The sequence below is a fragment of the Rhizobium sp. O111 genome, from assembly GCF_055616315.1.
On record NZ_JBSHXL010000004.1, the window covers coordinates 179,356 to 201,689 of the forward strand.

The window sequence follows — 22,334 nt, forward strand, 5'->3', positions numbered from 1 at the left end:
TTATCTATCTGCGCTGTCGCGCTCGGAGCCACTCAACAGCACCGAATAGCAAGCCGGTGACTAATACGAGCAGGGTCGAGACTGCGATGACTGACGGATCGAGTTGATACTCGAGTGCCGAAAAGAGCTGCCTGGGCAGCGTGTATTGGGATGGCCCGGCCAGGAACACGGCCAGGATTACCTCGTCGAAAGAATGGATAAACGCCAGGAGCGCTCCGGCCACCAGTCCGGGAGAGATCAGTGGCAATGTTATTGTGCGAAACGCATTCCACGGAGAAGCGCCGAGATTGAGCGCGGCTCGGACGAGCACCGGATCGAGATTTCTGATTGAAACGGAAACCATCAGCACAACAAAGGGCACGCAGACCACAACGTGGCCGATAATGACGCCGAGGAACGTACCGATGAGACCTGCCTTGGACATCAAGAAATAGAGAGCAAGGGCAATAATGACCGAAGGCACAACCAGCGGAGCCAGGAATATCCCGGTATAAAGAACCACAGACCTGGATTTCGAAAGATGCAGTCCGTAAGCCGCGGCTGTCCCAAGCGTGCTGGATATCAGCGTGACGGGAATGGCAATCAGCAGACTGTTCTTGAGCGACGACATCCAAGGGTGAGGCTGGAGCACCGTTCTGTACCAATCGAACGTGAAGCCCTCGACCGGATACTTCAAGCTTGGAGAACTGCTAAAGGATAGCGGTATAATGAAGAGAATTGGACCAATCAAGAACAAGAACCCGCCGAGGCTCACTGTCCAGGCCAAGAGGCGACCGCTTTTCCCAATGATTTCCTTGCCGTGATCAAGCATTGAACACGCTCCTAGTCTTGAAGATGATCCTGAAGGCCATGAGTATCGCAGCAACGCCGATCAGCATGACGAGCGCCAAGGCGCTCGCGAGCGGCCAATCCGCGCTCTTCAGAGCCAATTGGGCTATCACTGTGCTCAACATGACGTCCCTTCCGCCACCGATCAATGTTGGGGTAATATAGAAACCCAGCGACATGACGAAGACGACCACGCTGCCGGCTGTAACACCAGGGAGCGTCTGGGGCAGATAGACCTGGAAGAATGCCGCTGATGGACTCGCGCCCAGTGACTTCGCCGCCCGGACCTGCTCGGGCCCGATTGTCTTCATGATGGCATAGATTGGCAGCACCATCAGAGGCAGCATAATATGCACCATTGCGACATAAACGGCACCGCGCGTGTATAGCAGTTGCTGAGCGGCGTCGAAGATCCCAAGACCTACAAGTACCTCATTGAGTTTTCCGTCTTTCTGAAAAAGAAGAAGCCAAGCGGCGGTGCGTGCCAACAATGAGGTCCACAATGGCACGAGAACGAGAAGCAACAGAAGATTCTTATATCGATCCGGCACCTGAGCGATGGTCCATGAGATGGGATAGCCCAGTAGCACGCACCAGGAGAGCACGATAAAGGCGATCCAAACCGTGCGCGCAATCAAAGGCCCGTAAACCGCCTCATCCGCAGCTACGATGTCCCCCTTGTCGCCGTAGCTCAAATCCACGGTTGCGAGAAGCTGCGCGGACGTAAATGCCCCCGTCATGTCGCTGATTGTCTGCCAGTAGGATACATCTCCCCATCGTTTGTCGATCGCAACAAGATCGTCCCTAGTACCGGCTACGGACTGCAGTTGCGTCGTGTTTTTAGTTTTCAGCAGCAGTGACCGGAATCCGGATTTGCGAAGGTTGAGCGCGGCGACGGCCGTCATCACCTCCTTATTAGCGACGTGCGTGAGATCGTCGACCAAAGCTTGATAGGTGGCATCGTCGGGAAGCTCTTTCCCGCGCCATTGGGAAAGCGCGATCGTGGTCCGCGGCAAACCATCCCGCACTTCCGGACTGTAAACGCTCGTGAACAGCAGCATGCCGAGCGGCATCACGAACGCCACCACCATGAACAGAAATAGCGGAAGAATTAGAAAAGTGGCACGCCATTGCACCCGGCGTTGTGCCGCCCTCAACGATGTCTTAAGTTCGCGGGACTGATCGGCGTTGGCCGAAAGGCTGATCGCGTTCATGCCTGTCCCCCACCGATCCCAGTCTCGATAGGGTCCAGCGCCCGGCAATCAATTGCACGCCAACTGAGGTCAACGCCCATTCCCGGAGATAGCCCGGAAATGTCGTCTGGTAGCGCTTCTGCGGTAACGACATCGCCGCCAGCCAGCCGGCACTGCAATCTTATTCTCGAACCGACGTAGATCATCTCTAGGATATCCGCCTTATACGCGTTGCGCCCCGCGGTTGCCGCCGCGCCTGGGGCAGAAATACGTATCTGCTCCGGGCGGACGGCCACGCTCGTCGCCCTGCCCGGAGCAAGATCCGCCACGCATTGCGCTATCAGACGGGTCCCGTCGCTTAAGTCGACAGCGCACTCGCTGCCGGAAATCTGCACGACAACGCCATCCAACCGGTTGTTTTCACCGATAAAGTTGGCGACGAAGGAACTGGTCGGTCGCTCGTAGATTGCGCTCGGATGGTCCACCTGCTGGATCTTGCCTTGATTGAACACGGCAATCCGGTCCGACAACACTAAGGCTTCCTCCTGATCGTGCGTCACGTAGATCATCGTGATGCCGAGTTCTTGATGAAGACGTCGGATCTCCAACTGCATGTGTTCCCGTAACCGCCGGTCCAAAGCGCCCAAAGGCTCGTCGAACAAGACAACTTCCGGAGAAAAGACAAGGGCGCGGGCAAGCGCTACACGCTGTTGCTGGCCCCCGGAAAGTTGCCGAGGATTGCGGTCGCCAAGAGCTTCCAGTTTCACCATCGCCATCGCGTCGCGAACTTTCTCGCCGATCTCATGTCGGTTCAAACCTCGCTGACGCAGCGGATAAGCGATGTTCTGCGCAACCGTCATATGCGGAAACAGCGCATAATTCTGAAACACCATGCCGAAGTTGCGTCGATATGCTGGGACGGAACCCAGGTCGCCGCCCTTAAAGCTCAACCGTCCACCGCTGGCGTCTTCGAAACCCGCAATAATCATCAGAAGCGTCGTCTTGCCAGAACCAGACGGGCCGAGGAGAGTAAAAAACTCCCCCTGCTTGATTTCAGCCTCCACATCCCGAAGGACGTAGCTTTGTCCGTCATACGTCTTTGCTACCGATCGAATCGACAGAAAGGACTGAAACTCTCGTATATTCTGGCTTTTCATGCCGTAACTCCCAAAAATTTCATGCGGTCATTCCCGTTTGTTTTTTGCAATTGATAAGACATATTACGATCTAGTCAAGCACTGTTGCCCTAATCCGCTAAACTGAGTTTTGGAGCGCCGATTGATTCCCGCGAGGATGGCAGAAGCGATACTGAACTGATGCGGTGGATGCCCCTTCGCCTGGCATCGTATGATGTCATCCGCGCCAGGGTGGCGCATTTGAAGGAGGAGACCATGTCTAACGTGCATATTTTGGCAATTGACCTCGCCAAACGAAGCTTTCAGATCTGTGGCACTGATCGGGGTGGGGCGTGTGTGGATGCCCCCGACTTTGCAAGGGTTTTCTTCCGATTTCTTTTGCAGCATGTTGCTTCTATCGGTCGTGTGTCAGGCCTCTGATCGTGGCCTGCGCCACGGGGCCGGTATGCAGTTCGAAGAACAGGGGCCACATCGGTTCAAAGAGCTTTGTGCTCGAGCCCCGGGACTGGTTTACCCCGTCCTGAACATTGAAGTCCTTGCCGCATAGGTCGTCAGTCGATTTCCTTGCCGGGATCAAACGACCCCGAGACGTTCGCCGCTACCTCCTGTAGGAGGTGACGGTTCACGCCATTCGATAATCTTGCTCTCTTGTCATGATCGCCCATATGATCCGGGCCATCTTGTTGGCCAAGGCAACAGCCGCAACCATGCGAGGTTTGCGCCCGACAAGCTGTCCAAGCCAGTTGTCTGGCAAAATGCCCTTTCGGATGATCCAGCGAATCCGGCTCATAGCGCCGATAATCAGCAGTTTTCGGATATCGGACTGGCCCATTTTACTCACCCCGCCATGACGTTGCTTGCCACCCGTAGACCTCTGCCGTGGCACTATGCCGAGCCAGGCGGCAAAGTTCCTGCCGCTGGAAAACGTGCGCAGATCCGGAGCAAACGCCATTACTGCACCGGCCGTCACTGGTCCCACACCTGGCACCGTGCAGAGACGCCGCATCTCAAGGGTTTCTTTTATAGCGCCTCTCAGCCTGAGGGTCAGGCCATCGATCTTGGCCGTAAGCAGGGCAATCTGATCAAGGTAAAGTTGGGCCATCTCCCTGACGCTGTCCGGGATCTGGATGGTCTCGTCCTCCAGCAGGGCCGCTGCTTGCTTGAGATGGGTTGGCCCTTGCGGAAAGACCAGACCGAACTCGGCTAAGTGACCCCGCAGCGCATTGATCAGTTGCGTACGCTGGCGAACAAAGCACTGGTGGGTTCGGAAAACTACAGCGCGCGCTTGATGCTCGGCGCTCTTCACAGCAACACAATGCATGTTCGGGCGCAATACCGCTTCAGCAATTGCCGCAGCATCTGCCGCGTCATTCTTCTGCCGCTTGACTAATCACGAGGTCGTCGTAATGCGGAGGAGCGCGGCCTGATCGGCGGATTTTCGCTGTTTTCCGATCGGCTTGCTTTGCATTATTCGGTGCCGAACCTCTGCGGGTCAATCGACCAACAGAGGACTCGCCAATGCCCTATATCCGTCACGAACTAATTGCCGCACTCAATTCCTCCCTTATCAGTCAGCGATACAGCCCGGTCGTGGTGAGGAATTACTGCACCTACGCATCTGGATTTCTCGATTATCTGGGACAGCGGGGCATCCTGGTCGCAGACGTGATCGACGTGCAGGTAGAGCAATACCTGCGGCACGCGATCGTAAAGTTCGAAAAGGAGCGTGGTCGACGTCCCGGCGCACGCTGGCACGAGGTTCCGCGCTCCGGAATTCATGCGCTGTTGCGACTTGCTCACGGTCAATGGCCGCCAGCAATCGAGCCTATCTGCGCGGCCGATGTGGCCCGATTTGCAGTTTGTGACGAATACGAAATCTGGCTGCGTGAGGAACGCGGGTTGGCTCGCTCCAGCGTCGCAGCGCTGATGTGGGAAGCCCGGAACTTTCTTGCCTGGCAGATCGATTACGGAAGCGGCGGCTTGGCGGGGCTGAGCGTCGTTGACGTAGACCGTTACATGGATCTGCGCGCGCCGAAACTGACGCGCTGCTCGCTGAAGTCTGTCGCAGAGCGGCTTCGCTCGCTGCTGCGATATCTCCACATCACGGGTCGCGTCACAACGGACCTGTCAGGGCATGTGATAGCTCCGACGCTTTATGCATATGAAGGAGTGCCCTCAATCCTGGAGCGAGACCAGATCGCCGCGGTGCTGGAAACCGCGAGGGCGGACAAGACGCCAGCGGGGCTGCGGGACCATGCAATCCTGCAACTCCTTGCAACATATGGGCTACGGTCTGGAGAGATCCGCAATCTGCGGATCGAGGACATCGACTGGCGGACGGAAGCCATCCATGTTCGCCACCACAAGACGCGGGCCAGCACATCGCTGCCCCTGATGGAGCCGGTCGGTGAAGCGTTGCTTGCTTATCTGCGTTCCGGGCGGCCCGTGACGGACGCCAGGGAAATCTTCCTCCGCACGCGCGCGCCCTATCGCAAGCTCGACAAGCTTTACAGCGTGGTTCGCCGGTGGCTCCGTGACGCTGGTGTCCAACCGCCTGGTAAGTGTGGACCCCATATCTTCCGCCATGCGCGCGCTGTTGAGATGTTGCGGGTCGCGGTGCCTCAAAAGGTCATCGGCGACGTGCTGGGGCACCGTTCGACGGGATCGACGGCTCCCTACCTCAAGCTCGCCACCGAGGACCTCAGGGCCATTGCGCTTGACGTGCCGGGAATGGAGGTGCTGGCATGACCGCCCGCTGGCCCGATCCCGACCGCGCGATCATTGACCGCCATGTCGCGATCCTTGATCTGCACAGCATGAAAAGCCGAGCCTGTTATCGGCAGGTCCTGCATGGCTTCCAGGATGTGGCCGAACGTTACGATGCACTCGGTCAGGAAGTGCTGATTGCGTGGCTGCGTAAATCGGCCGAATGCTGGGCAGCGACGACGCGGCTACACCGCACCCGCATCATTGACCGGTTCCTCGAACGCCTGGTGGAAATCGGCGCGATCGAACGCAATCCCGTCACCGCTCTGCGAGATGCGTGCAATATCAAGCAGTGCATGCCCATCTGGCGGGCATTGGCGTCGCGGGATCCGGAACAGGCTCTCGCCGAACTGCGCCAGCCCAGGCCGTTCGGCAGCGTGCTGGGCGAAATGATGGCTGAGCATGTCGCGATGATGCGGCGCAGAGGATACAAATACACTTCGCAGCCCCTGTTGCTCTTGCGGTTCGACCGGTTCCTGCAGCTGCATCCGGGACCGGAGGCCGAACCGCTGAGCGCCATGGTTGATCGATGGGCGGCAACGAATGTCACGCGTCACCAAGTGGAGGAATGCGAAAAGCTCAAACGCGTCTTTGCGAAAATCCTTCGTCACCGCGACCCGTCGATACCTGTGCGGCGACCGGACCCGAGACCGAGGAAGGAGGCGGCCAGGCAATGGCGAAAGGCTCATATCTACTCGCCTGCCGACGTGCGGCGGATGCTCGAGGTTGCCCGCACCTATCCGTCTCCACGGGTGCCGCTTCGGCCGCTGAGCATGTACACAATGCTGCTGCTGGCCTATTGCGCAGGCTTGCGGCGCGGCGAGCTTGCCCGGCTCGATCTTGGTGACGTTGACCTGCGGGACGGTACGGTAACCGTCCGGCAGACCAAGTTCTTCAAGACTCGGATACTGCCGCTTCCCGACAGCGTTGTAGTCGAGCTTCGCGCCTACGTCGATGCACGGCGTCGTGCCGGTGGATCACAGGACGCGCGCTCCGGCTTGTTCTGGCACGAGCGAGGCGACGGTCACTACACGCCGGAAATGATCACGTGGTTGCTCTCTGACGTCATACGTCGCGCTGGGTTGAAGCCATTGCGAGGAAAAGCGGGCCCTCGCGTTCATGACCTGCGCCACTCGATGGTCGTGAACAGAATCCTGGAATGGTACCGGACGGGCATCAACCCGCAGGATCGCCTGCCGTTCCTCGCGACCTATCTCGGCCATAGGGATATCAACTCTACATTGGTCTACATCACCGTCACGCAGGAGCTGCTGCATTACGCGAATGAGCGGTTCCGGGCAGTTGGCGCACCGTGCCTCAGCATGGGGCAGGAGATGCGGCCATGAGCAAGGTTGACCGGTTCCCGGCCCTGCTGCGCGCGTTCTTCTACGAATGGCTGGTCGAGCAGCGCAACGCATCCATCCATACAGTCCGATCATACCGCGATACCTGGCGGTTGTTGCTCCGGTTCGTCGCCCAGCGTACTGGGAAGAAGGTGGCTATGATCACGCTGGCCGATCTGGCCGCCAGCGAGGTCGCCGCGTTCCTCAGTCACGCCGAACATGACCGTGGCGGTACGATCGGCACGCGCAACTGCCGGCTTGCGGCGATCCGCAGCTTCTTCCACTTCGTGGCCACAAGGGATCCTGGATCGATCGCGCAATGCGTGGAAATCCTCAACATACCGATCAAGCGCGCTCCGGTGTCGGAACCGAGCTATCTGGATCCGGCGGAAGTGACGGCGATCCTCGCTCAGCCAGATCGTTCGACCATTGAGGGCATGCGGGATCATGCGCTGCTCTCGTTCCTCTACAACAGCGGCGCACGAATACAGGAAGCGCTCGACCTTTGCCCAGAAGCAATCCGGTTCGAAAGCCCGAGTTGCGTGCGTTTGACCGGTAAGGGACGGAAGGAACGTATCTGTCCGCTCTGGCCAGAAACCGTGATGTTGCTGCGGAAACTGCTTGAACGGCAACCACGGGCGCCCGACCAGCGGCTGTTCGTCAACCGCTATGGCGAGCCGCTCAGCGCCTCCGGGGTCCGGTTCAAGCTCGCCGCCTACGTGAAGGCGGCGGCCGAAACCATGCCAACGCTGCGTGCCAAGCACGTAACGCCACACGCCTTCCGGCACGCCACCGCCGTGCACCTCATCTCGGCCGGCGTCGACATTACGGTCATCCGAAGCTGGCTCGGTCATGTCAGCCTCGACACGACCAACCACTATGCCAGGGCCAATCTGGAAACGAAGCGGAAAGCCCTGGAAAAGGTCGCCGTTCCAGCCACACCCGGCAGCCAGCCATCCTGGAAGCGCGATGCCAGCGTGCTCGCCTGGCTCGACACACTCTGAAATAATGCGGAGGAACATCGACAAGAACGGCGAAAATCCGCCGATCAGGCCGCGCTCCTCCGCATTACGACGACCTCGTGATTAGTGAAGCGCCAGAAGAACGATGCCGCGGATGCCGAAGCGATCGTTATCGCCGCGCAGCGACCTGAGATGCGCTTCATCACGCCGAAGGCAGAGGAACAGCAAGCGCAAGCGCTTCTGTTCCGCGGAAGAGAGCGACTTGTGCGTCAGCGTACGGAGCTAGTGAACGCGCTGCGCTCAATCCTTTACGAGTTCGGGCATCCGACTCCGCAGGGCATCGGGCATTTGAAGCAGATTGAGGCGATCGTCGAAGCCGAGAACAGCGATCTGCCAGTACTGGTTCGCGAGGAGTGCCTTGATCTTCTGCTGCAGGTCGCCGAGAAGACGCAGCGAATTGAGACCAGGACCAAACAGATCGGCGCTCTGGCAGCACAGACTGACACCGCGCGTCGGCTGCAAACGATGCCGGGCATCGGACCGATGAGCGCGTTGGCCGTCGAGGCTTTCGCACCGCCAATGGAGAGCTTTCGACGCGGGCGAGACTTCGCAGCGTGGTTGGGCTTGGTGCCGCGGCAGCACTCGTCCGGAGGAAAAGAGCGGCTTGGGCGCATATCGAAGGCCGGACAAGCCGACATCAGGCGGTTGCTGATCATGGGAGCAATGTCTCGTTTGAACTGGCTCGGGCGAAAGACGATCTCGGAAAGATCGTGGCTGTCCCGGATGTTGGCTAGGAAGCCGAGGATGCTTGTGGCCATTGCGCTGGCAAACAAGATGGCGCGAGCGATCTGGGCCATGCTGACGAAGGAGGAGGACTATCACAATCCGGCGCAGGCTGCTGCTGCATGACGGAGGTGCAATGCGGGGCAGTTTAGTGTCGATGACGGAGGTGTGAGAACGTCGATGACCCATATGGGCAAAATGATCGAACAGATCTGGATCAGGAAAACCAGTTCGGGGCTAGGAGCCATTCAGCTCGCTGAATAGATTTGGACCTGATCCGCTGATCACCATATCGGCCAGCGGCTTCCAAAGTGCCGCATTTGAAGGCCTGACAGAAGACCGCACTCGATCACACCTCAATGGCTCAGAAACTTCTTGCATCACGGGCGGCAACCACAGAAGCCCCTAGATTTGTAGACGCCTTCTTTCCTAATTTTGAGGCAGGAAGAGCATCATGAGCAAAACGAATTTCACCGAAGAATTTAAGCGCGACGCTGTTCGCCAGATCACCGAGCGAGGTTATCCGGTTGCGGAGGTTTCGCAGCGCCTCGGCGTGAGCCAACATTCCCTGTATGAATGGAAGAAGAAGTTTGCTGCGTCGAACGCCAAGCCCTTTTACTGGACGAGATCACGTCTGCACTCGATCCAGAACTTGTCGCAGAGGTCCTCGATATTCTTCGTGATCTGGCAGGGCAGGGAATGACAATGATCCTCGCTACCCACGAAATGCAGTTCGCAAAAGAGGTCTCGAACCTCGTCGTCTTCCTGGAACAGGGCCGACTCCTCGAGGCCGGGCCGCCGGCCCAGATCTTCGGATCCCCTACCCAGGAACGCACGCGCGCATTCCTTAAGCAGATCATCGACGCAGGGCGTCTCTAAGACAGGCACCAATCCTGCCTGTCGAGACTGGCGATTACCAGTGGCCCGGTGGAGGCCGTTACGCGGCCCTCGCTTCTGATGCAGGCAGTGCGCGAGGCGGCGGGCGAGTTACTGGAGGGGAGGACGGAGGCTGCCTCTCAGTAAGGAAGCCCGACATAATTCTCCGCAAGCGCGGTGGAAGCGGCGCGCGATTGCACTAGGTAATCCAGCTCCGCTTCCTGAACGCGCTGGCCGAAATCCTCCGTGTCGGGAAAACGATGCATCATCGTCGTCATCCACCAGGAGAAGCGCACCGCCTTCCAGACGCGGGAAAGCGCCTTCTGCGAATAGGCATCGATGCCGGCTTCAGACCTGTCGCGATAAAACTCGATCAGCGCCTCGCTCAGATAATGCACGTCGCTGGCGGCGAGGTTGAGGCCCTTGGCGCCCGTCGGCGGTACGATATGGGCGGCGTCGCCGGCCAGAAACAGACGGCCGAACCGCATGGGTTCGCTGACGAAGGAGCGGAGCGGCGCTATGGATTTTTCAAAGGAGGGGCCGGTCACCATGGCATCCGCCTGGTTTTCCGGCAGGCGGCGGCGGATTTCATCCCAGAAACGCTCATCGCTCCAGTCTTCCGGCCGGTCCTCCAGCGAACATTGAATGTAATAACGGCTGCGCGTGCGCGACCGCATGGAGCAGAGGGCAAAACCGCGCGGGTGATTGGCATAGATCAGTTCATGGTTGACGGGCGGCACGTCAGCCAGAATGCCAAGCCAGCCGAAGGGGTAGACCTTCTCGAATTCCTTGATCGCGCCTTGAGGCACGGATTTGCGGCTCACCCCGTGGAAACCATCGCAGCCGGCGATGAAATCGCAATCGATCCGATGGGTTACGCCCTCTTTCTGATAAGTGACATAAGGGCTTTCGCCATCGAAATCATGCGGCTCGACATCAGATGCATCGTAGATGGTTGAGAGGCCGGCCGCTTCGCGTACATCCATCAGGTCGTGGGTCACTTCGGTCTGGCCATAGACCATCACGCGTTTGCCGCCGGTCAGGTCGAAGAGATCGATACGGTGGTCGCGACCGTCAAAGGTCAGCGAAAAACCGTCATGCGGCAGGCCTTCCCGGCGCAGGCGTTTATCCGCGCCGACCTTTTCCATGAGTTGCACCGTGCCTTCTTCCAGCACGCCGGCGCGGACACGGCCGAGAATGTAATCCTTGCTGACCCGGTCGAGAATGACGGTCTCGACGTCGGCTTTCGCCAGAAGCTGGCCAAGCAACAGCCCAGATGGACCGGAGCCGATGATGACGACCTGTGTACGCATTGTTTCCTCCCGAACTTGTCTCCGGTCAAGAAATTGACCAAGCGATGCGGGAAGCTCAATGGACTTTCCGGTCCGTAAATTGCACAATCCGACCATCAGGCGCAGGAGGGAGCGGAGTTGCGGGTGACTGCCAATGAAGGGCTCTATGGCGAAGAAGCTGCACAGGGCAGCGATTTTCGCTTCCATTGCGAGACGCTTTTTTCGCGGAGCAGCCTGCACCGCTTTGAAATCGGCCTGCATCGCCACTCTGCTTTTTTGCAAATCTTGTACATTTTTGGCGGCGAGGGCGATGCCTTGCTGGATGGCCGCATCGAGCCGATCCGCCCGCCGGTCGCCATCATCGTGCCACCCGGTTTCGAACACGGCTTCCGTTTTTCCCGCGATATTGGCGGCGTGATCGTCACAATGCTGCAGGGGGCGCTGCCGGCATCGGTGCAGGCGCTTCTGCTGCGGAATTTCTCCCAACCGGTGCTTCTGCCCTTGCAGTATTTTGCCGATGGAGAAGGAGTGCGAAGCGGGTTCGAACGGATTTCCGCGGAATATGAGGCCCGCGAGCTCGGTCGCGACGCGATGATCGAAGGTCAGCTTGCGACCGTCGTCGCGCTTCTTTCACGGGCGGCGCGGCCGCTTCTGGAAACCAGCGGTGAGGGCCTGGCGGAGCAGCGTTTCGAACGGTTGCTGTCGCTGATCGCCCGCCATATCCGCGAGCCGCAGAAAGCCGGTTTTTATGCGAGGAAGCTCGGCCTTTCGGAAACGCACCTCAACCGGCTTGTCCGTTCGGTTTCCGGGCTCAGCCTGCAGCGGCTGATTGCCAAGCGCCAGATCGAGATCGCCCAGCAGGAACTGGTCTTCACCGTCTCCAGCGTACAGATGATCGCCGAGGGTCTTGGATTTGCCGATCCCGCTTATTTCAACCGCTTCTTCAGGCGGGAAACCGGCATGACGCCGCGCGCCTGGCGGCTCGCCGAGCAGCGCAAGATGGGCGATACCGGCGCGCGGCAGACGCCGCTTCAGGCCAGCATTCTCGCCAGTTCCCGCTGAACGGCAACGAGTGCGGGCAAATATCGCTCCACAAGATCCCCCATCGTGGCCATCGAGGCGGCGAGCCCGACATTGAGAGCGGCGATCGTCTGACCACGCACGTTTTTCAGCGGCACGGCGATGGAGCGAAGCCCGATTTCGACTTCCTGATTGATCAGCGCATAACCGCGATGGGCGGTCACCCCGATTTCGACGAGCAAGGCGTCCATGTCTGTGATCGTCTTTTCCGTACGGGCGACGGGCCGGGAGGCTTCGAGAATGTTGCGCTGCCGCTCGGGCGTTTGCACCGAAAGCGGAACGCGTCTGCTTGCGGCTTGGTGATTTACTGACTCCGGTCCTGTCTGCGCATGGGCCACCATGAAGACATTGCTCTCATATCCTCGATGACCACGGAGGGCATGTAGAATGGCTGACAACTGCTCTTATCTGGCGCGGCCGTTGACCGACTATCCAATGGTCCGTTCCTCTCCGACCCGACCGACCGAAGCACGTTCCTCCTTGGCCGCTCACCTGAGGGGCCACTGCTACAATTCTTCAACTTTGGATCTGCGGGCAGGGCTGCTGCCGGTCCAGCCCTTGAAAGCCCGTGAGAACACAGTCGATTCGGCGTAGCCAAGCGCCGCTGAAATCTCTTCCATTGATACATTGCCCTGCGCCAAATATGCAGTCGCCATCTGCTCGCGATAAACCCTCAAAATCGCACGCAACGACGTCCCCTCGTCCGAAAGGCGTCGTTGGAGAGTGCGCGGGGTGATTCCCATTTCCGAGGCAAGGTCGGCCAATTCGACAGACGAGATTCCCAATCGAACGCTTATCAGTGCCTTAACTTGCTCGGTAGCAGACATCTCCTGGTTGCTCGCCGCTATGACAGAGGCCATATGCTGGTTTAGGATGTTAATGAACTCTCGGTCCTCAACCCTGTACTGTCGATCGGCGTCAGAAGGGTCGATAATTATGCAGTTCCTATTCTGGGTGAATTGAATCGGCGCACCGAAGATGCGCTGCAGCGCGGCTTCTTGGCCAACAGACCCGTGCTCGAAATGGACCTCTAGGGGCCTCCAGTTGCCGTCAAAGGCGGTTCGGAGTTGACTGCATATGCACGCGAGAGTGAATTCCGTGTCCTGTCGCAGAAGGTTCCTTGGCCTTATGTCATCGTGGATTTTATAACTGCACATCAAACCTTCCGGGGAGACCTGGACCGAAAATGTTGTGGCCGTCTGAAACGCTGTGGCGTAACGTGCATAGTAACTCAGAGCCGATCCGATTGAACTTGCTTGCATTAGCAGCAATCCGATCGGCCAGAGATCTCCCGGGCGCAACGCGAACCCGAGTCGAGCGCCCAGCACTGGGTCTTCAAACGTCCTCGCGGCGTCTTCAAAAAACTCAAGGTAATCACGCATGTCGACACGTGCATTCGGATCGCCGATGCGCGCATCCGAAAGGCCGTGACGCGTGAGCAATTCTTTCAGGTGGATGCCAGCGCTTGGAAGGTTCTGGATAATCGCCTGCAAAACGAACACCCGGATGGATGCGGTTCGGTGCGTGGTGTTAGGCGCCATGTGTCCTCCGTTTCGCGAATTGTCGTGAATTGTCATCTTCCTGGCATGCTCTGTAATGGACCCGGCGCACAGCGCGCGCATCATACACTAACAAAAATCAAGCAAACTTGCAGGGGAACCACATGTCAGATAACGAAGTATCTAAATTTGGGAAACGAAGCCTCGCAGCCAACTCAGTCGGAGTGGCGCATATTGTTTTCTTTGTCGTGGCCGCTGCGGCGCCCATGGCTGCGGTAGTCGGTGCCACACCTCCTGCCTTTGTCTTCGGTAACATTGGCGTTCCCGGCGCGTTCATTTTGGTGGGGCTACTATACCTTATCTTCTCCGCTGGCTTCACGGCTATGGCACGCCATGTGAGCAGCGCGGGCGGATTCTATGCCTACATTTCTAAGGGACTCGGCCGACCATTCGGCGTGGCGGGCGCATTCCTCGCGATGGTGACCTACTTTGCCATCCAGATCGGGGTCTACGCCCAAGTCGGTGTCTTCGCTCGTGCAGCCCTGGAGCCATTGGGGATCGGTCTGCCTTGGTGGTCCTGGTCGCTTCTCGTACTGGCGGCGGTCCTCTGGTGCGGCCAGCGGCATATCGTTTTCTCCGGGCGGCTCCTCGGCATCTGCATGATAGCGGAGCTGCTGATCTTGTCGCTGTTCGCACTTGGCGTGGTCCTGTCCGGTGGTGGCAGCGAAGGCTTGACCGCCTCGGGCCTACAACCGTCCGACGTCTTTGCGCCGGGACTTGGTGTGACGCTGATATTTGTCGTTAGCGCTTTCATTGGTTTCGAGGCGACTGCCATATTCGGGGAAGAGGCCGCTCATCCGGACCAGGCAATTCCACGAGCAACCGTCGCGGCCGTCATTATCATCACCGTGTTCTACGCATTCGTCAGTTGGGCAGTCATTCAGTATTATGGGTTCTCCGCCGTTGCCGCCAAGGCGGGCGAATCGATGGAGAACTTTTATATCGGCGCGATCGCCGGAGTGCTCGGCGGCTGGTCCACCGTGGCCGTGAACATCCTGCTGCTGACAAGCCTTTTTGCTTGCTTGCTCTCGTTCCACAATACGCTCAACCGGTATTTCTATGCGCTCGGTCGGGATGGCCTCTTGTGGACCGGGCTCTCGTCCGTCCACCACGCGAATGGCTCGCCGAATGTAGCCGGCCGCGTTCAGTCTATTCTTGTCGCCGCTGTCCTCATAGGCTTTTCCCTCATCGGCGCTGATCCCTACGCGGTCGTCTATGCCTGGACTTTGGCCTTCGCAGGTATCGGCATTCTGGCTGTCCAAGTCCTGGTATCGATCTCCATTGTCTCCTTCTTCCGGACGGAACGACGCGGCTTCTCGACTATGCGCGTGGTGATCGCTCCGGCTGTCTCAGGCATGGCCCTTGCTGCCGCCTTCTTTCAGGTCTCGAGAAACCTGCCGCTGCTCACCGGCAGCGAGAGCCCGATCGTGACCTCCTTTCCAATATGCGTAATCCTCATCGCGGTGGCTGGCATTCTTATCGCCCTGCACATCCGACGCACCAACCCCGCCCTATACGACCGGCTCGACCGCACCTTCGCCGAGGCGACGGCCGAGACCTGAGCCGTTGCTTCGGCCGGTAACCACCCAGCCGAGCATCGGAGCCCACGTAAGACAATGACCCATTCCGGGATGGACTGAGTTCGTGCCCTGAAATGAACGGAGCAAAAAATGAAACTCGACTATGAGACGTCTCTCCAGAACTTTTCGGAGACATTCCATCTTTCCAAAATCGAGACACGGAAGGGCAGAGACTTCGTTCCCGGCGGCTTCAGCAGACGAACCTTCAATTATGGTCCTCATGCGGTTTTCGCCGAGCGCGGCGAGGGGCAGTACATCCATACGATCGACGGACAGAAGCTTCTCGACCTCAACAACAATTTCTCCACTAATGTCCTAGGCCACAATCACCCCGCGGTCATTAGGGCTATCGAGGAGCTTCTTTCTTCCGGGTTCTCGTTTGGCAACCCAACTGGCCACGAGCTCGAGCTTGCGGAATTGCTTTGCGATCGCATTGAGTCGGTCGAGCAAGTAAAGTTCTTTTGTTCCGCCAGCGAGGCCTGCCTCGGCGCGATCCGCATTGCGAGGGGGTATACAGGCAGGAAGAAGATCGCCAAGTTCGAAGGCGGCTATCATGGCTTTACCGATGACCTCGCCATCTCCACGCATCCAAGCCCGACCAACTTTCCCGGTCCCGACTTCAGTCCGAGGTCGGTCCCGGACTCCGACGGCATTCCTGGGTACAAGATCGATAATGTCATCACTTTGGTTCAAAATGACTATAGGGCGTGCGAGAGCATTCTGAAACGGCACGCCGGCGACATCGCGTGCATCATCATGGAACTTCAGTCTTGCGCCGGCGGTATCGTCTCCCTCGACAAGGAGTTTGTGCGCAAGTTTGGCGATCTCGCGAAGGAACTCGGCATCCTGCTGATATTCGACGAAACGATCACGCTGCGTGCCGCCTACGGCGGTCTGCAGAGCCTCTACGAGACCAAGCCGGATCTGACAGTCATGGGCAAAATGATTGGTGGCGGCCTTCCGATCGGCGCTGTCGGGGGTTCGCGCCAGATATTCCGTGTCGTCGAAGAAAACCAGGTCATGATGTCAGGTACTCACCATGGCCATCCGATGGCCTGTGCGGCCGGTCTTGCAACCATGAAGGTCATGGACCGTGACGCCTACCAGAAGCTCAACGCGATGGCGAACTCGGTCCGTGATGAGCTGAATTCGTGGTCGAAGGAGAAACGCTATCCCTTTGTCGTGTTCGGTGGCTTTTCGGTCCTCGGCTACGCCTTCACCAAGGAGCCCGGTCAGACGATTAAGACGCACAGGGATTACTGGAACAAGATCGATGACGAAAAGATGACGATCTATGCGTTGGAGATGGCGACGCGCGGCTATTTTCCCGTCCATCGCGGACAACTCGGCCTTACGCTTCCTATGACGGAGGAAGATATCGCTGGGTATATCGAGACCACAAAAAACATCATCACTGAAATTTACGCGCCGAACTAAGTGCGAGGACCCCGTCAGCGCCCCGACAGGTGGAGGATGTCCCAGCCCTGGACAAGCCGGCGCGACCCAGGCGGCCTAAAATGTCCGGTTCGACTCTTTACAGGGTAAGCGGTGTTCTCAGACCACGGCCTTGAGGATCGGCTTCTCGGCATAAGCCCAGGGCATAAGGTCATCGATCCGGCCGTTGGGATGGCCGTTGACGACCCTCGTGATCACGTCGGTAAGATAGGCCATGGGCTCGACGTCATTGAGCTTGGCGGTTTCGATGAGCGAGGCGATGGTCGCCCAGTGCTCAGCGCCCGCATCAGAACCAGCGAACAACGCATTTTTCCGATTGAGGGCTATAGGCCTGATGGAACGCTCTACGGTGTTGGAGTCGATCTCGATACGGCCGACATCGATGAAGCGGGTCAGCCCGTCAGAACGTGAGAGCGTGTAGCGGATGGCTTCGGCGAGCTTGGTCTTCTGGCTGATGAGGGCGAGCTGCTCGGTCAGCCAAGGCGCGAGGTCGTCAACGATCGGGCGGCTCTTGTCCTGCCGGACGGCGCGGCGTTCCTCGTGCGTCCTGCCGCGGATATCGTCCTCGATCTTGTAGAGCTCGGCGATACGCCTGAGCGCTTCGCTGGCGATGGGCGCAGGACCGGCGGCCGACAACTCATAAAATCGCCGTCGCACATGGCTCCAGCAGAATGCCAGAGACACGCTGTTGCCGGCGGCGAGCGCTCGATAGCCCACGTATCCGTCCACCTGCAGGACGCCGACGAAGCCATTGAGATGCGCCATTGGGCGTTCGCTCTTGCGATCAGGCGCATAGACATAGACGACGCCGGGCGGATCGGCTCCCTGCCATGGTCGGTCATCGCGAGCGTATGCCCATAGCTGCCCGGTCTTCGTCCTTCCCCGACCCGGATCGAGCACCGGGGCGGTCGTCTCGTCGGCGAAGAGCTTGGACGAGGCCTTCAGATGCTCGAGCAACCTTTGATGAACCGGGCGCAGGTGCCAGGCAGCGCGACCGACCCAGTCGGCAAGTGTCGAGCGGTCGAGGTCGATCCTCTGGCGCTTGTAGATTTGCGCCTGTCTGTAGAGCGGCAGGTGATCGGCGTATTTGGAAACCAGCACCTGGGCGACGGTCGCTTCAGTCGGAATGCCACCTTCGATCAACCGCGCGGGAGCTGCCGCCTGGACGACGACTTCCTCGCAGGCCCGGCATGCATATTTGGGACGACGCGTTACCAGAACGCGGAACTGGGCTGGCACGATGTCGAGCTTCTCGCTGACGTCTTCGCCGATCCGATGCAGGCCTTTGCCGCAGCAGGGGCAGTCATGGCTCTCGATGTCGATGACCACATCGATGCGCGGCAGATGGGCAGGAAGGGCACCACGGTTTGTCCGCCGCTTGGCAACCCGCTCCCGGCGCAGATCGCTCGATGCGTGCTCCTTGTCTTCCAGACCGTCCGCCTCGACCTGCTCGGCTTCCTCGAGCCCAAGGAGAAGCTGATCCTCTGGAAGCGTCTCGGCGCGACGGCCAAAGCGATGACGCTGCAATTCCTTGATGATCTGGCGCAGCCGGGCATTCTCCGCCTCGCGCGAAAGCACCATGGCCTTGAGCGCGTTCAGGTCGTCGGGAAGCTCGTCGGCCGTCATCGTCATGGAATGACAACAGCATAATCGGCCAACCAAAACGAGGGCGTGGATGAGGCTGATTCAATTGGTCGCGGCGGCTATCCAGCCGTCTGCGGGACACGCGCCTCGATCGGCGCATGAACGCGCTTCCAGTCCAGCCCCTCGAACAAGGCCGAGAACTGGGCGGCCGTCAGGCGCATCGCACCGTCCTGCATTTTGGGCCAATGGAACTCGCCATCCTCAAGCCGCTTGGACACCAGGCAGACGCCGCTGCCGTCCCAAAAGACCAGCTTGATCCGATCCGCGCGCTTGGCTCGGAACACGTAGATCGTGCCGGAGAACGGGTCGGCACCCATCTCGGCCTTGACCAGCGCCGCCAGGCCCTCCGCACCTTTGCGGAAGTCGACAGGTCGGGTGGCGACCATGACCTTCACCGCTCCGGAAGGCCCGATCACGACTGCGCCTTCACGGCCTGAATCACCGCGGCAATCGTGGCGGCGTCCGCACCGGAGGCGATCCTGACGATCGCCCCGCCGATCTCCAATTCGATTGCGCCGCTGCTCGACTTCTTTCTCGAGGCACGCGCCGGTTCCGGCTCTTTCGCTTCAGGCTTCGTAGGCACGTCAAGGATCGCTGGCGCAAACATCGGAACGACCTCGACGACCGGCACAGCTTCGAGCGGCTTGCGGGCGAGCCGACGCCACGTGAACAATTGCTGCGGGGTCAATCCATGACGCCGCGCCACTGCGCAAACCGTCACGCCCGGCTCATAACTCTCGGCGACGATCTGCGCCTTGCGCTCGTCGCTCCACTCCCGCCGTCGGCCGCTTCCCGTGAAAACCTCAAACCGGCGCACCGGCTCTTTATCGCTGGATGTAAGCGTAAGCTCTGAAATCGACATATGTCCAAGCCCTCTTTCGGGCTCAACATCGTCAATCACGCCGTGATCCGAAAGGTGGGTGCAAAACACCGCTTACTTTACAGGAGCTTGCATGAGATCTAGATATATGTGTGACTGAGACGGATACATATGTATGTGCCTATGTCATGCCAATCGCATAAGGCGATCTCCTCTATGACTGTTCCGCGTCGAGAAAGGCAAGATTGTCGAACATTGGGACATGTCAGAAGCAATTCCACCGAGGTCCGGATCTAATCTCTAGGAGTCCCATGCCCAGATTTTTGGAGAAGCACCATGACAACGACATCGGTTATCGAAGTTGTAACCCTGACCATTCGCGACGGCCTCTCGATTGAGCAGTTTTCGACTCTGGATCAGACCGTGGAGCGAGAACATGTTGCTTTGCAGCCAGGCTTTATCTCGCGGGAATCTGCTCCGGGAGAGAGCGGGACTTGGCTTGTTATCGTGGACTGGGCGCCCGTGGCGGATTCGGAGGCTTCTATGTCTTCGTTCTCTTATGCGGCGGCCGCTTCGGCTTTCATGAACGCCATTAAACCAGACAGTATGGTTATGACGCGCTATGGAGGTACCTTAGCGTAAAGTTTCATATTGCGCCGAATTTTGATTCAGAATCGATAGAGCCGATATGACCTGATTGCTTCGAGTGGTGCGTGATCCAGTCATTACTATCCACACGCCCAGGTCTATCGCACGCGTCTTTAATTGGCGCGTGCTGAACGGCATGTAAGGGTGCTGCTGCCGAGAGCCCCACGGTGCGACGTGGCCGTCCTCCAAAATCTCGCATTTGCTTCAGCAAAGGGCTTAGCACGATCGCGATCTGATCGACGGCGCACTTCTCCAAGCTGCCTCTCCCTCCTATGACGCGGTCGCGGTGGATATGATCCCAACTTGCCTCAATCAGGCTGTGGTTTCGCGCTTATATGCCCTAGCGCTTCGCAGACGGCATTGCGTAGCGGCAACTCCGCCTTAGGCTGGCAACGGGGCGCATGTATAGTTCGCCGACCCGCGGTGCGCTCTGACACGCGCTCGCATTAACGGCGCAAGTACGCGAGCACCATGTCTACCGCTTGCTCGCGTTGGCCGACAATATGTTTCGAACTCTGAAAATCCTCGTCCAATACAATCGAAAGCGTATGCGTGTTCGAAAAATAGAAATACCCCAAAGCCGAAATCGAGACGTATAGATGTTTTAGATCGACGTTTTCTCTGAACAAACCCTGTTGTTGGCCAATTCTAATAACGTTGCTGAGCTTTTCCAGGAGTGGTGTATACAGAAGTTTGATGCTGAGGGCTTGCTTCAAAAAACGTGCATTCTGTACGTTCTCGTGAGTCATCATCCTTACGATCTGCGGGTTATTGGCAAACGTATTGAAGGTCGATTCGACAAGTTTCCGCATGGAATTGACGGGGTCGTTCTCATCGAGGTCGATCTCGTGCTGGGATGCACGAAGCCGCTCATATGTATGTGACAGGCTTGCTATGTATAGCTCATCCTTGCTTGTGAAGTATTTGTAGATGAGGCTTTTGTTCGTTTGAGATTGCTCGGCAATCGCGTCAATGCGCGCCCCATCAAATCCCCGCTCGGTAAACTCGTCGATAGCGCACTCAATTATGTGCTGTTGCGTCCGGCGCGGATCGCGAATTCTCTTCTTTTTGGCTCCCACCTCGGTCTCGATACGCATTCCCTGATCCAATACGTTGTGAATGCCCCGTGAACAGGGCTTCGAAACAAACAATTAATCCGAAACCAAGCCGCCACGCAAATCGCTAGATCCTGCGCGTGATTATCGCCGTTTCGTCAGTTAAGTTGCTGATATCGCAACATAAACGAACTAAATTCATGCCCTCCAAAAAAATTCTGTTGACTCATTTCGACAAAGGGACTAGCTCTCTCGTTAATAAACTAAATAGTTCTATAACGAACAAAAATGGGTGCGTCAATGAAACTGGGTGGGAATCCATTGAAGATATCGCGCAGGGCCTTTCTCGGATTTTCCATCGGAATGGTCGCTGCGCCTGCTATCGGTCGTCCGCAAGGCCTTCAGCCGTTGTCGGCGCGCATGGACTTCGCCCCCTGGGGCGTTCAGGCGGCCATGCATCTCTGTCAGGTTAAGGGCTGGTTCAAGGATGTCGGCCTTGAGGTCGATGTGCAGGACGGCCGAGGTTCGGGCAACACGCTGCAGCTGGTAAATGCAGGCCAGGTCGATGTCGGACAGGTACAGTTGGGCCTCGTTCCGCAAGCGCGCGTCAAGAGTGCGCTAGTAAAAGGGATTGCCGGATTTGGTCGCGCCACTGACCTAGCCGCGGTTGTCGACCGGGATTCCGACTACAAAACGGTCGCCGATTTCAAAGGCAAGAGCATCGTCTGTTTTGCTGCAAGCCCATGGGCGCCCTTCATTGATTTCTGGCTCGCGCAGGGCGGCTTGGATCGCTCCACCGTGGAATTGCTTCTGGTTGATCCGGCCGCGCTCTGGAGCACCTATACGACACGCCGCGCGGATGTGATCCTCTCAACCGGACCGTCGATCATCCCTCCAGCGGAAGCCGTGCGACCGTCGAGAGGCATCCTGGCCAGCGATGCGGGCGTGAACTTTCCGAGCTATGGCCTGATTGCAAGCGACGCGACGATTTCAAAGCGAGGTGATGCCCTCAAGGCGCTTGTGGCATCCCAGCAGAAGGCCTGGGCGTATCTACGCGATGGAAACGCGGCGGAAGGCGCTGAAGCTATGATACAGCAGCGTCCGAATGCAAAATTGATCAAGGACGTCCTTATCCGTCAGATCGATATGACCATCGAGACCTTCAATACCGAAGCCACCAAAGGCAAGCTGATCGGCTGGCAGGCCGAGGAAGACTGGCAGGCCGCTCTCGGCACAATGGAAAAGGCAAGCGCAATCCCATCGGGCCTCGCGCTCTCCGACATTTTCACCAACGAATTCATCGGGTGAAGCCAC

At 58.3% G+C, this 22,334-nt stretch carries 18 protein-coding genes and 4 pseudogenes; 11 read left to right on the forward strand and 11 right to left on the reverse strand.

Annotated elements, in window-relative coordinates; genetic code table 11:
- Window positions 1-4 precede the first annotated feature (4 nt).
- The 4 genes and pseudogenes from ACVTFQ_RS32350 to ACVTFQ_RS32365 all read right to left on the reverse strand — a co-directional run.
- Window positions 5-811, reverse strand: a complete 807-nt coding sequence (locus ACVTFQ_RS32350) for an ABC transporter permease (RefSeq protein ID WP_269704238.1) — start codon at window positions 809-811, stop codon at window positions 5-7.
- The gene (locus tag ACVTFQ_RS32355; RefSeq protein ID WP_269704240.1) at window positions 804-2,042 is read right to left on the reverse strand and encodes an ABC transporter permease; all 1,239 of its coding nucleotides are present in this window, start codon (window positions 2,040-2,042) and stop codon (window positions 804-806) included. The genes ACVTFQ_RS32350 and ACVTFQ_RS32355 overlap by 8 nt, the downstream gene beginning before the upstream one ends.
- Window positions 2,039-3,178 carry an ABC transporter ATP-binding protein gene (locus tag ACVTFQ_RS32360; RefSeq protein WP_269704243.1) on the reverse strand — a complete coding sequence of 380 codons (1,140 nt, stop codon included), beginning with the start codon at window positions 3,176-3,178 and terminating at the stop codon, window positions 2,039-2,041. The genes ACVTFQ_RS32355 and ACVTFQ_RS32360 overlap by 4 nt, the downstream gene beginning before the upstream one ends.
- Window positions 3,179-3,779: 601 nt before the next feature.
- Window positions 3,780-4,526, reverse strand: a pseudogene (locus ACVTFQ_RS32365) (IS110 family RNA-guided transposase); the annotation flags it as partial.
- Window positions 4,527-4,675: 149 nt separating this feature from the next.
- Between ACVTFQ_RS32365 and ACVTFQ_RS32370 the strand changes: the two are divergent.
- The 6 genes and pseudogenes from ACVTFQ_RS32370 to ACVTFQ_RS32395 form a co-directional block, all read left to right on the forward strand.
- The gene (locus ACVTFQ_RS32370; RefSeq protein ID WP_269704327.1) at window positions 4,676-5,905 is read left to right on the forward strand and encodes a site-specific integrase; all 1,230 of its coding nucleotides are present in this window, start codon (window positions 4,676-4,678) and stop codon (window positions 5,903-5,905) included.
- Window positions 5,902-7,269, forward strand: coding sequence for a tyrosine-type recombinase/integrase (locus ACVTFQ_RS32375; RefSeq protein WP_269704329.1), 1,368 nt, complete (start codon window positions 5,902-5,904; stop codon window positions 7,267-7,269). The genes ACVTFQ_RS32370 and ACVTFQ_RS32375 overlap by 4 nt, the downstream gene beginning before the upstream one ends.
- Window positions 7,266-8,270 (forward strand): site-specific integrase, encoded by a 1,005-nt coding sequence (locus tag ACVTFQ_RS32380; protein ID WP_269704331.1) that lies wholly within the window; start codon window positions 7,266-7,268, stop codon window positions 8,268-8,270. The genes ACVTFQ_RS32375 and ACVTFQ_RS32380 overlap by 4 nt, the downstream gene beginning before the upstream one ends.
- A gap of 84 nt (window positions 8,271-8,354) precedes the next feature.
- Window positions 8,355-9,137 (forward strand): annotated as a pseudogene (locus tag ACVTFQ_RS32385) (IS110 family RNA-guided transposase); the annotation flags it as partial.
- A gap of 328 nt (window positions 9,138-9,465) precedes the next feature.
- Window positions 9,466-9,618: pseudogene (locus tag ACVTFQ_RS32390) on the forward strand (transposase); the annotation flags it as partial.
- Window positions 9,609-9,890: pseudogene (locus ACVTFQ_RS32395) on the forward strand (ATP-binding cassette domain-containing protein); the annotation flags it as partial. The pseudogenes ACVTFQ_RS32390 and ACVTFQ_RS32395, both read left to right, overlap by 10 nt.
- 137 nt (window positions 9,891-10,027) lie before the next feature.
- On the opposite strand, the gene pobA reads toward ACVTFQ_RS32395, so the two are convergent.
- Window positions 10,028-11,200: a 4-hydroxybenzoate 3-monooxygenase gene (pobA, locus tag ACVTFQ_RS32400; protein ID WP_269703567.1), complete on the reverse strand. Its 1,173-nt coding sequence runs from the start codon at window positions 11,198-11,200 to the stop codon at window positions 10,028-10,030.
- 117 nt (window positions 11,201-11,317) lie between these two features.
- Between pobA and ACVTFQ_RS32405 the strand changes: the two genes are divergently transcribed.
- On the forward strand, window positions 11,318-12,241 hold the full coding sequence (locus ACVTFQ_RS32405) for a helix-turn-helix domain-containing protein (protein WP_305765333.1): 924 nt from the start codon (window positions 11,318-11,320) through the stop codon (window positions 12,239-12,241).
- Here ACVTFQ_RS32405 and ACVTFQ_RS32410 read toward each other — a convergent pair.
- Window positions 12,211-12,600, reverse strand: a complete 390-nt coding sequence (locus ACVTFQ_RS32410) for an IclR family transcriptional regulator domain-containing protein (RefSeq protein ID WP_305765334.1) — start codon at window positions 12,598-12,600, stop codon at window positions 12,211-12,213. The genes ACVTFQ_RS32405 and ACVTFQ_RS32410 overlap by 31 nt on opposite strands.
- A 165-nt stretch (window positions 12,601-12,765) precedes the next feature.
- Window positions 12,766-13,800 (reverse strand): AraC family transcriptional regulator, encoded by a 1,035-nt coding sequence (locus ACVTFQ_RS32415; RefSeq protein WP_269703573.1) that lies wholly within the window; start codon window positions 13,798-13,800, stop codon window positions 12,766-12,768.
- Window positions 13,801-13,922: 122 nt separating this feature from the next.
- Between ACVTFQ_RS32415 and ACVTFQ_RS32420 the strand changes: the two genes are divergently transcribed.
- Both ACVTFQ_RS32420 and ACVTFQ_RS32425 read left to right on the forward strand, forming a co-directional pair.
- Window positions 13,923-15,380, forward strand: a complete 1,458-nt coding sequence (locus ACVTFQ_RS32420; protein ID WP_142859712.1) for an APC family permease — start codon at window positions 13,923-13,925, stop codon at window positions 15,378-15,380.
- 108 nt (window positions 15,381-15,488) lie between these two features.
- Window positions 15,489-16,835: an aspartate aminotransferase family protein gene (locus ACVTFQ_RS32425; protein WP_142859710.1), complete on the forward strand. Its 1,347-nt coding sequence runs from the start codon at window positions 15,489-15,491 to the stop codon at window positions 16,833-16,835.
- A 117-nt stretch (window positions 16,836-16,952) separates the two neighbouring features.
- Here ACVTFQ_RS32425 and tnpC read toward each other — a convergent pair whose 3' ends face one another.
- From tnpC to tnpA, 3 genes are all read right to left on the reverse strand, one after another.
- Window positions 16,953-18,485 (reverse strand): IS66 family transposase, encoded by a 1,533-nt coding sequence (tnpC, locus tag ACVTFQ_RS32430; RefSeq protein WP_269703576.1) that lies wholly within the window; start codon window positions 18,483-18,485, stop codon window positions 16,953-16,955.
- A gap of 71 nt (window positions 18,486-18,556) precedes the next feature.
- On the reverse strand, window positions 18,557-18,913 hold the full coding sequence (gene tnpB, locus ACVTFQ_RS32435; protein WP_133675562.1) for an IS66 family insertion sequence element accessory protein TnpB: 357 nt from the start codon (window positions 18,911-18,913) through the stop codon (window positions 18,557-18,559).
- Window positions 18,910-19,398 carry an IS66-like element accessory protein TnpA gene (gene tnpA, locus ACVTFQ_RS32440; RefSeq protein ID WP_206666272.1) on the reverse strand — a complete coding sequence of 163 codons (489 nt, stop codon included), beginning with the start codon at window positions 19,396-19,398 and terminating at the stop codon, window positions 18,910-18,912. The genes tnpB and tnpA overlap by 4 nt, the downstream gene beginning before the upstream one ends.
- A 255-nt stretch (window positions 19,399-19,653) precedes the next feature.
- On the opposite strand from tnpA, the gene ACVTFQ_RS32445 reads away from it, so the two are divergent.
- Window positions 19,654-19,959: a hypothetical protein gene (locus ACVTFQ_RS32445; protein WP_142859707.1), complete on the forward strand. Its 306-nt coding sequence runs from the start codon at window positions 19,654-19,656 to the stop codon at window positions 19,957-19,959.
- Window positions 19,960-20,411: 452 nt separating this feature from the next.
- Here the strand turns inward: ACVTFQ_RS32445 and ACVTFQ_RS32450 are convergent, their stop codons facing one another.
- Window positions 20,412-21,062 (reverse strand): TetR/AcrR family transcriptional regulator, encoded by a 651-nt coding sequence (locus ACVTFQ_RS32450; protein WP_236774510.1) that lies wholly within the window; start codon window positions 21,060-21,062, stop codon window positions 20,412-20,414.
- A 321-nt stretch (window positions 21,063-21,383) separates the two neighbouring features.
- Between ACVTFQ_RS32450 and ACVTFQ_RS32455 the strand changes: the two genes are divergently transcribed.
- Window positions 21,384-22,328, forward strand: coding sequence for an ABC transporter substrate-binding protein (locus ACVTFQ_RS32455; protein WP_236774507.1), 945 nt, complete (start codon window positions 21,384-21,386; stop codon window positions 22,326-22,328).
- The last annotated feature ends 6 nt before the right edge of the window (window positions 22,329-22,334 follow it).

What these genes read in the sequence shown, in the direction of transcription:
- ACVTFQ_RS32350 (WP_269704238.1), bottom strand. Translation starts at nt 811, where the DNA reads ATGCTTGATCACGGCAAGGAAATCATTGGGAAAAGCGGTCGCCTCTTG.
- ACVTFQ_RS32355 (WP_269704240.1), bottom strand. Translation starts at nt 2,042, where the DNA reads ATGAACGCGATCAGCCTTTCGGCCAACGCCGATCAGTCCCGCGAACTT.
- ACVTFQ_RS32360 (WP_269704243.1), bottom strand. Translation starts at nt 3,178, where the DNA reads ATGAAAAGCCAGAATATACGAGAGTTTCAGTCCTTTCTGTCGATTCGA.
- ACVTFQ_RS32370 (WP_269704327.1), top strand. Translation starts at nt 4,676, where the DNA reads ATGCCCTATATCCGTCACGAACTAATTGCCGCACTCAATTCCTCCCTT.
- ACVTFQ_RS32375 (WP_269704329.1), top strand. Translation starts at nt 5,902, where the DNA reads ATGACCGCCCGCTGGCCCGATCCCGACCGCGCGATCATTGACCGCCAT.
- ACVTFQ_RS32380 (WP_269704331.1), top strand. Translation starts at nt 7,266, where the DNA reads ATGAGCAAGGTTGACCGGTTCCCGGCCCTGCTGCGCGCGTTCTTCTAC.
- pobA (WP_269703567.1), bottom strand. Translation starts at nt 11,200, where the DNA reads ATGCGTACACAGGTCGTCATCATCGGCTCCGGTCCATCTGGGCTGTTG.
- ACVTFQ_RS32410 (WP_305765334.1), bottom strand. Translation starts at nt 12,600, where the DNA reads ATGGTGGCCCATGCGCAGACAGGACCGGAGTCAGTAAATCACCAAGCC.
- ACVTFQ_RS32415 (WP_269703573.1), bottom strand. Translation starts at nt 13,800, where the DNA reads ATGGCGCCTAACACCACGCACCGAACCGCATCCATCCGGGTGTTCGTT.
- ACVTFQ_RS32420 (WP_142859712.1), top strand. Translation starts at nt 13,923, where the DNA reads ATGTCAGATAACGAAGTATCTAAATTTGGGAAACGAAGCCTCGCAGCC.
- ACVTFQ_RS32425 (WP_142859710.1), top strand. Translation starts at nt 15,489, where the DNA reads ATGAAACTCGACTATGAGACGTCTCTCCAGAACTTTTCGGAGACATTC.
- tnpC (WP_269703576.1), bottom strand. Translation starts at nt 18,485, where the DNA reads ATGACGATGACGGCCGACGAGCTTCCCGACGACCTGAACGCGCTCAAG.
- ACVTFQ_RS32445 (WP_142859707.1), top strand. Translation starts at nt 19,654, where the DNA reads ATGACAACGACATCGGTTATCGAAGTTGTAACCCTGACCATTCGCGAC.
- ACVTFQ_RS32450 (WP_236774510.1), bottom strand. Translation starts at nt 21,062, where the DNA reads ATGCGTATCGAGACCGAGGTGGGAGCCAAAAAGAAGAGAATTCGCGAT.
- ACVTFQ_RS32455 (WP_236774507.1), top strand. Translation starts at nt 21,384, where the DNA reads ATGGTCGCTGCGCCTGCTATCGGTCGTCCGCAAGGCCTTCAGCCGTTG.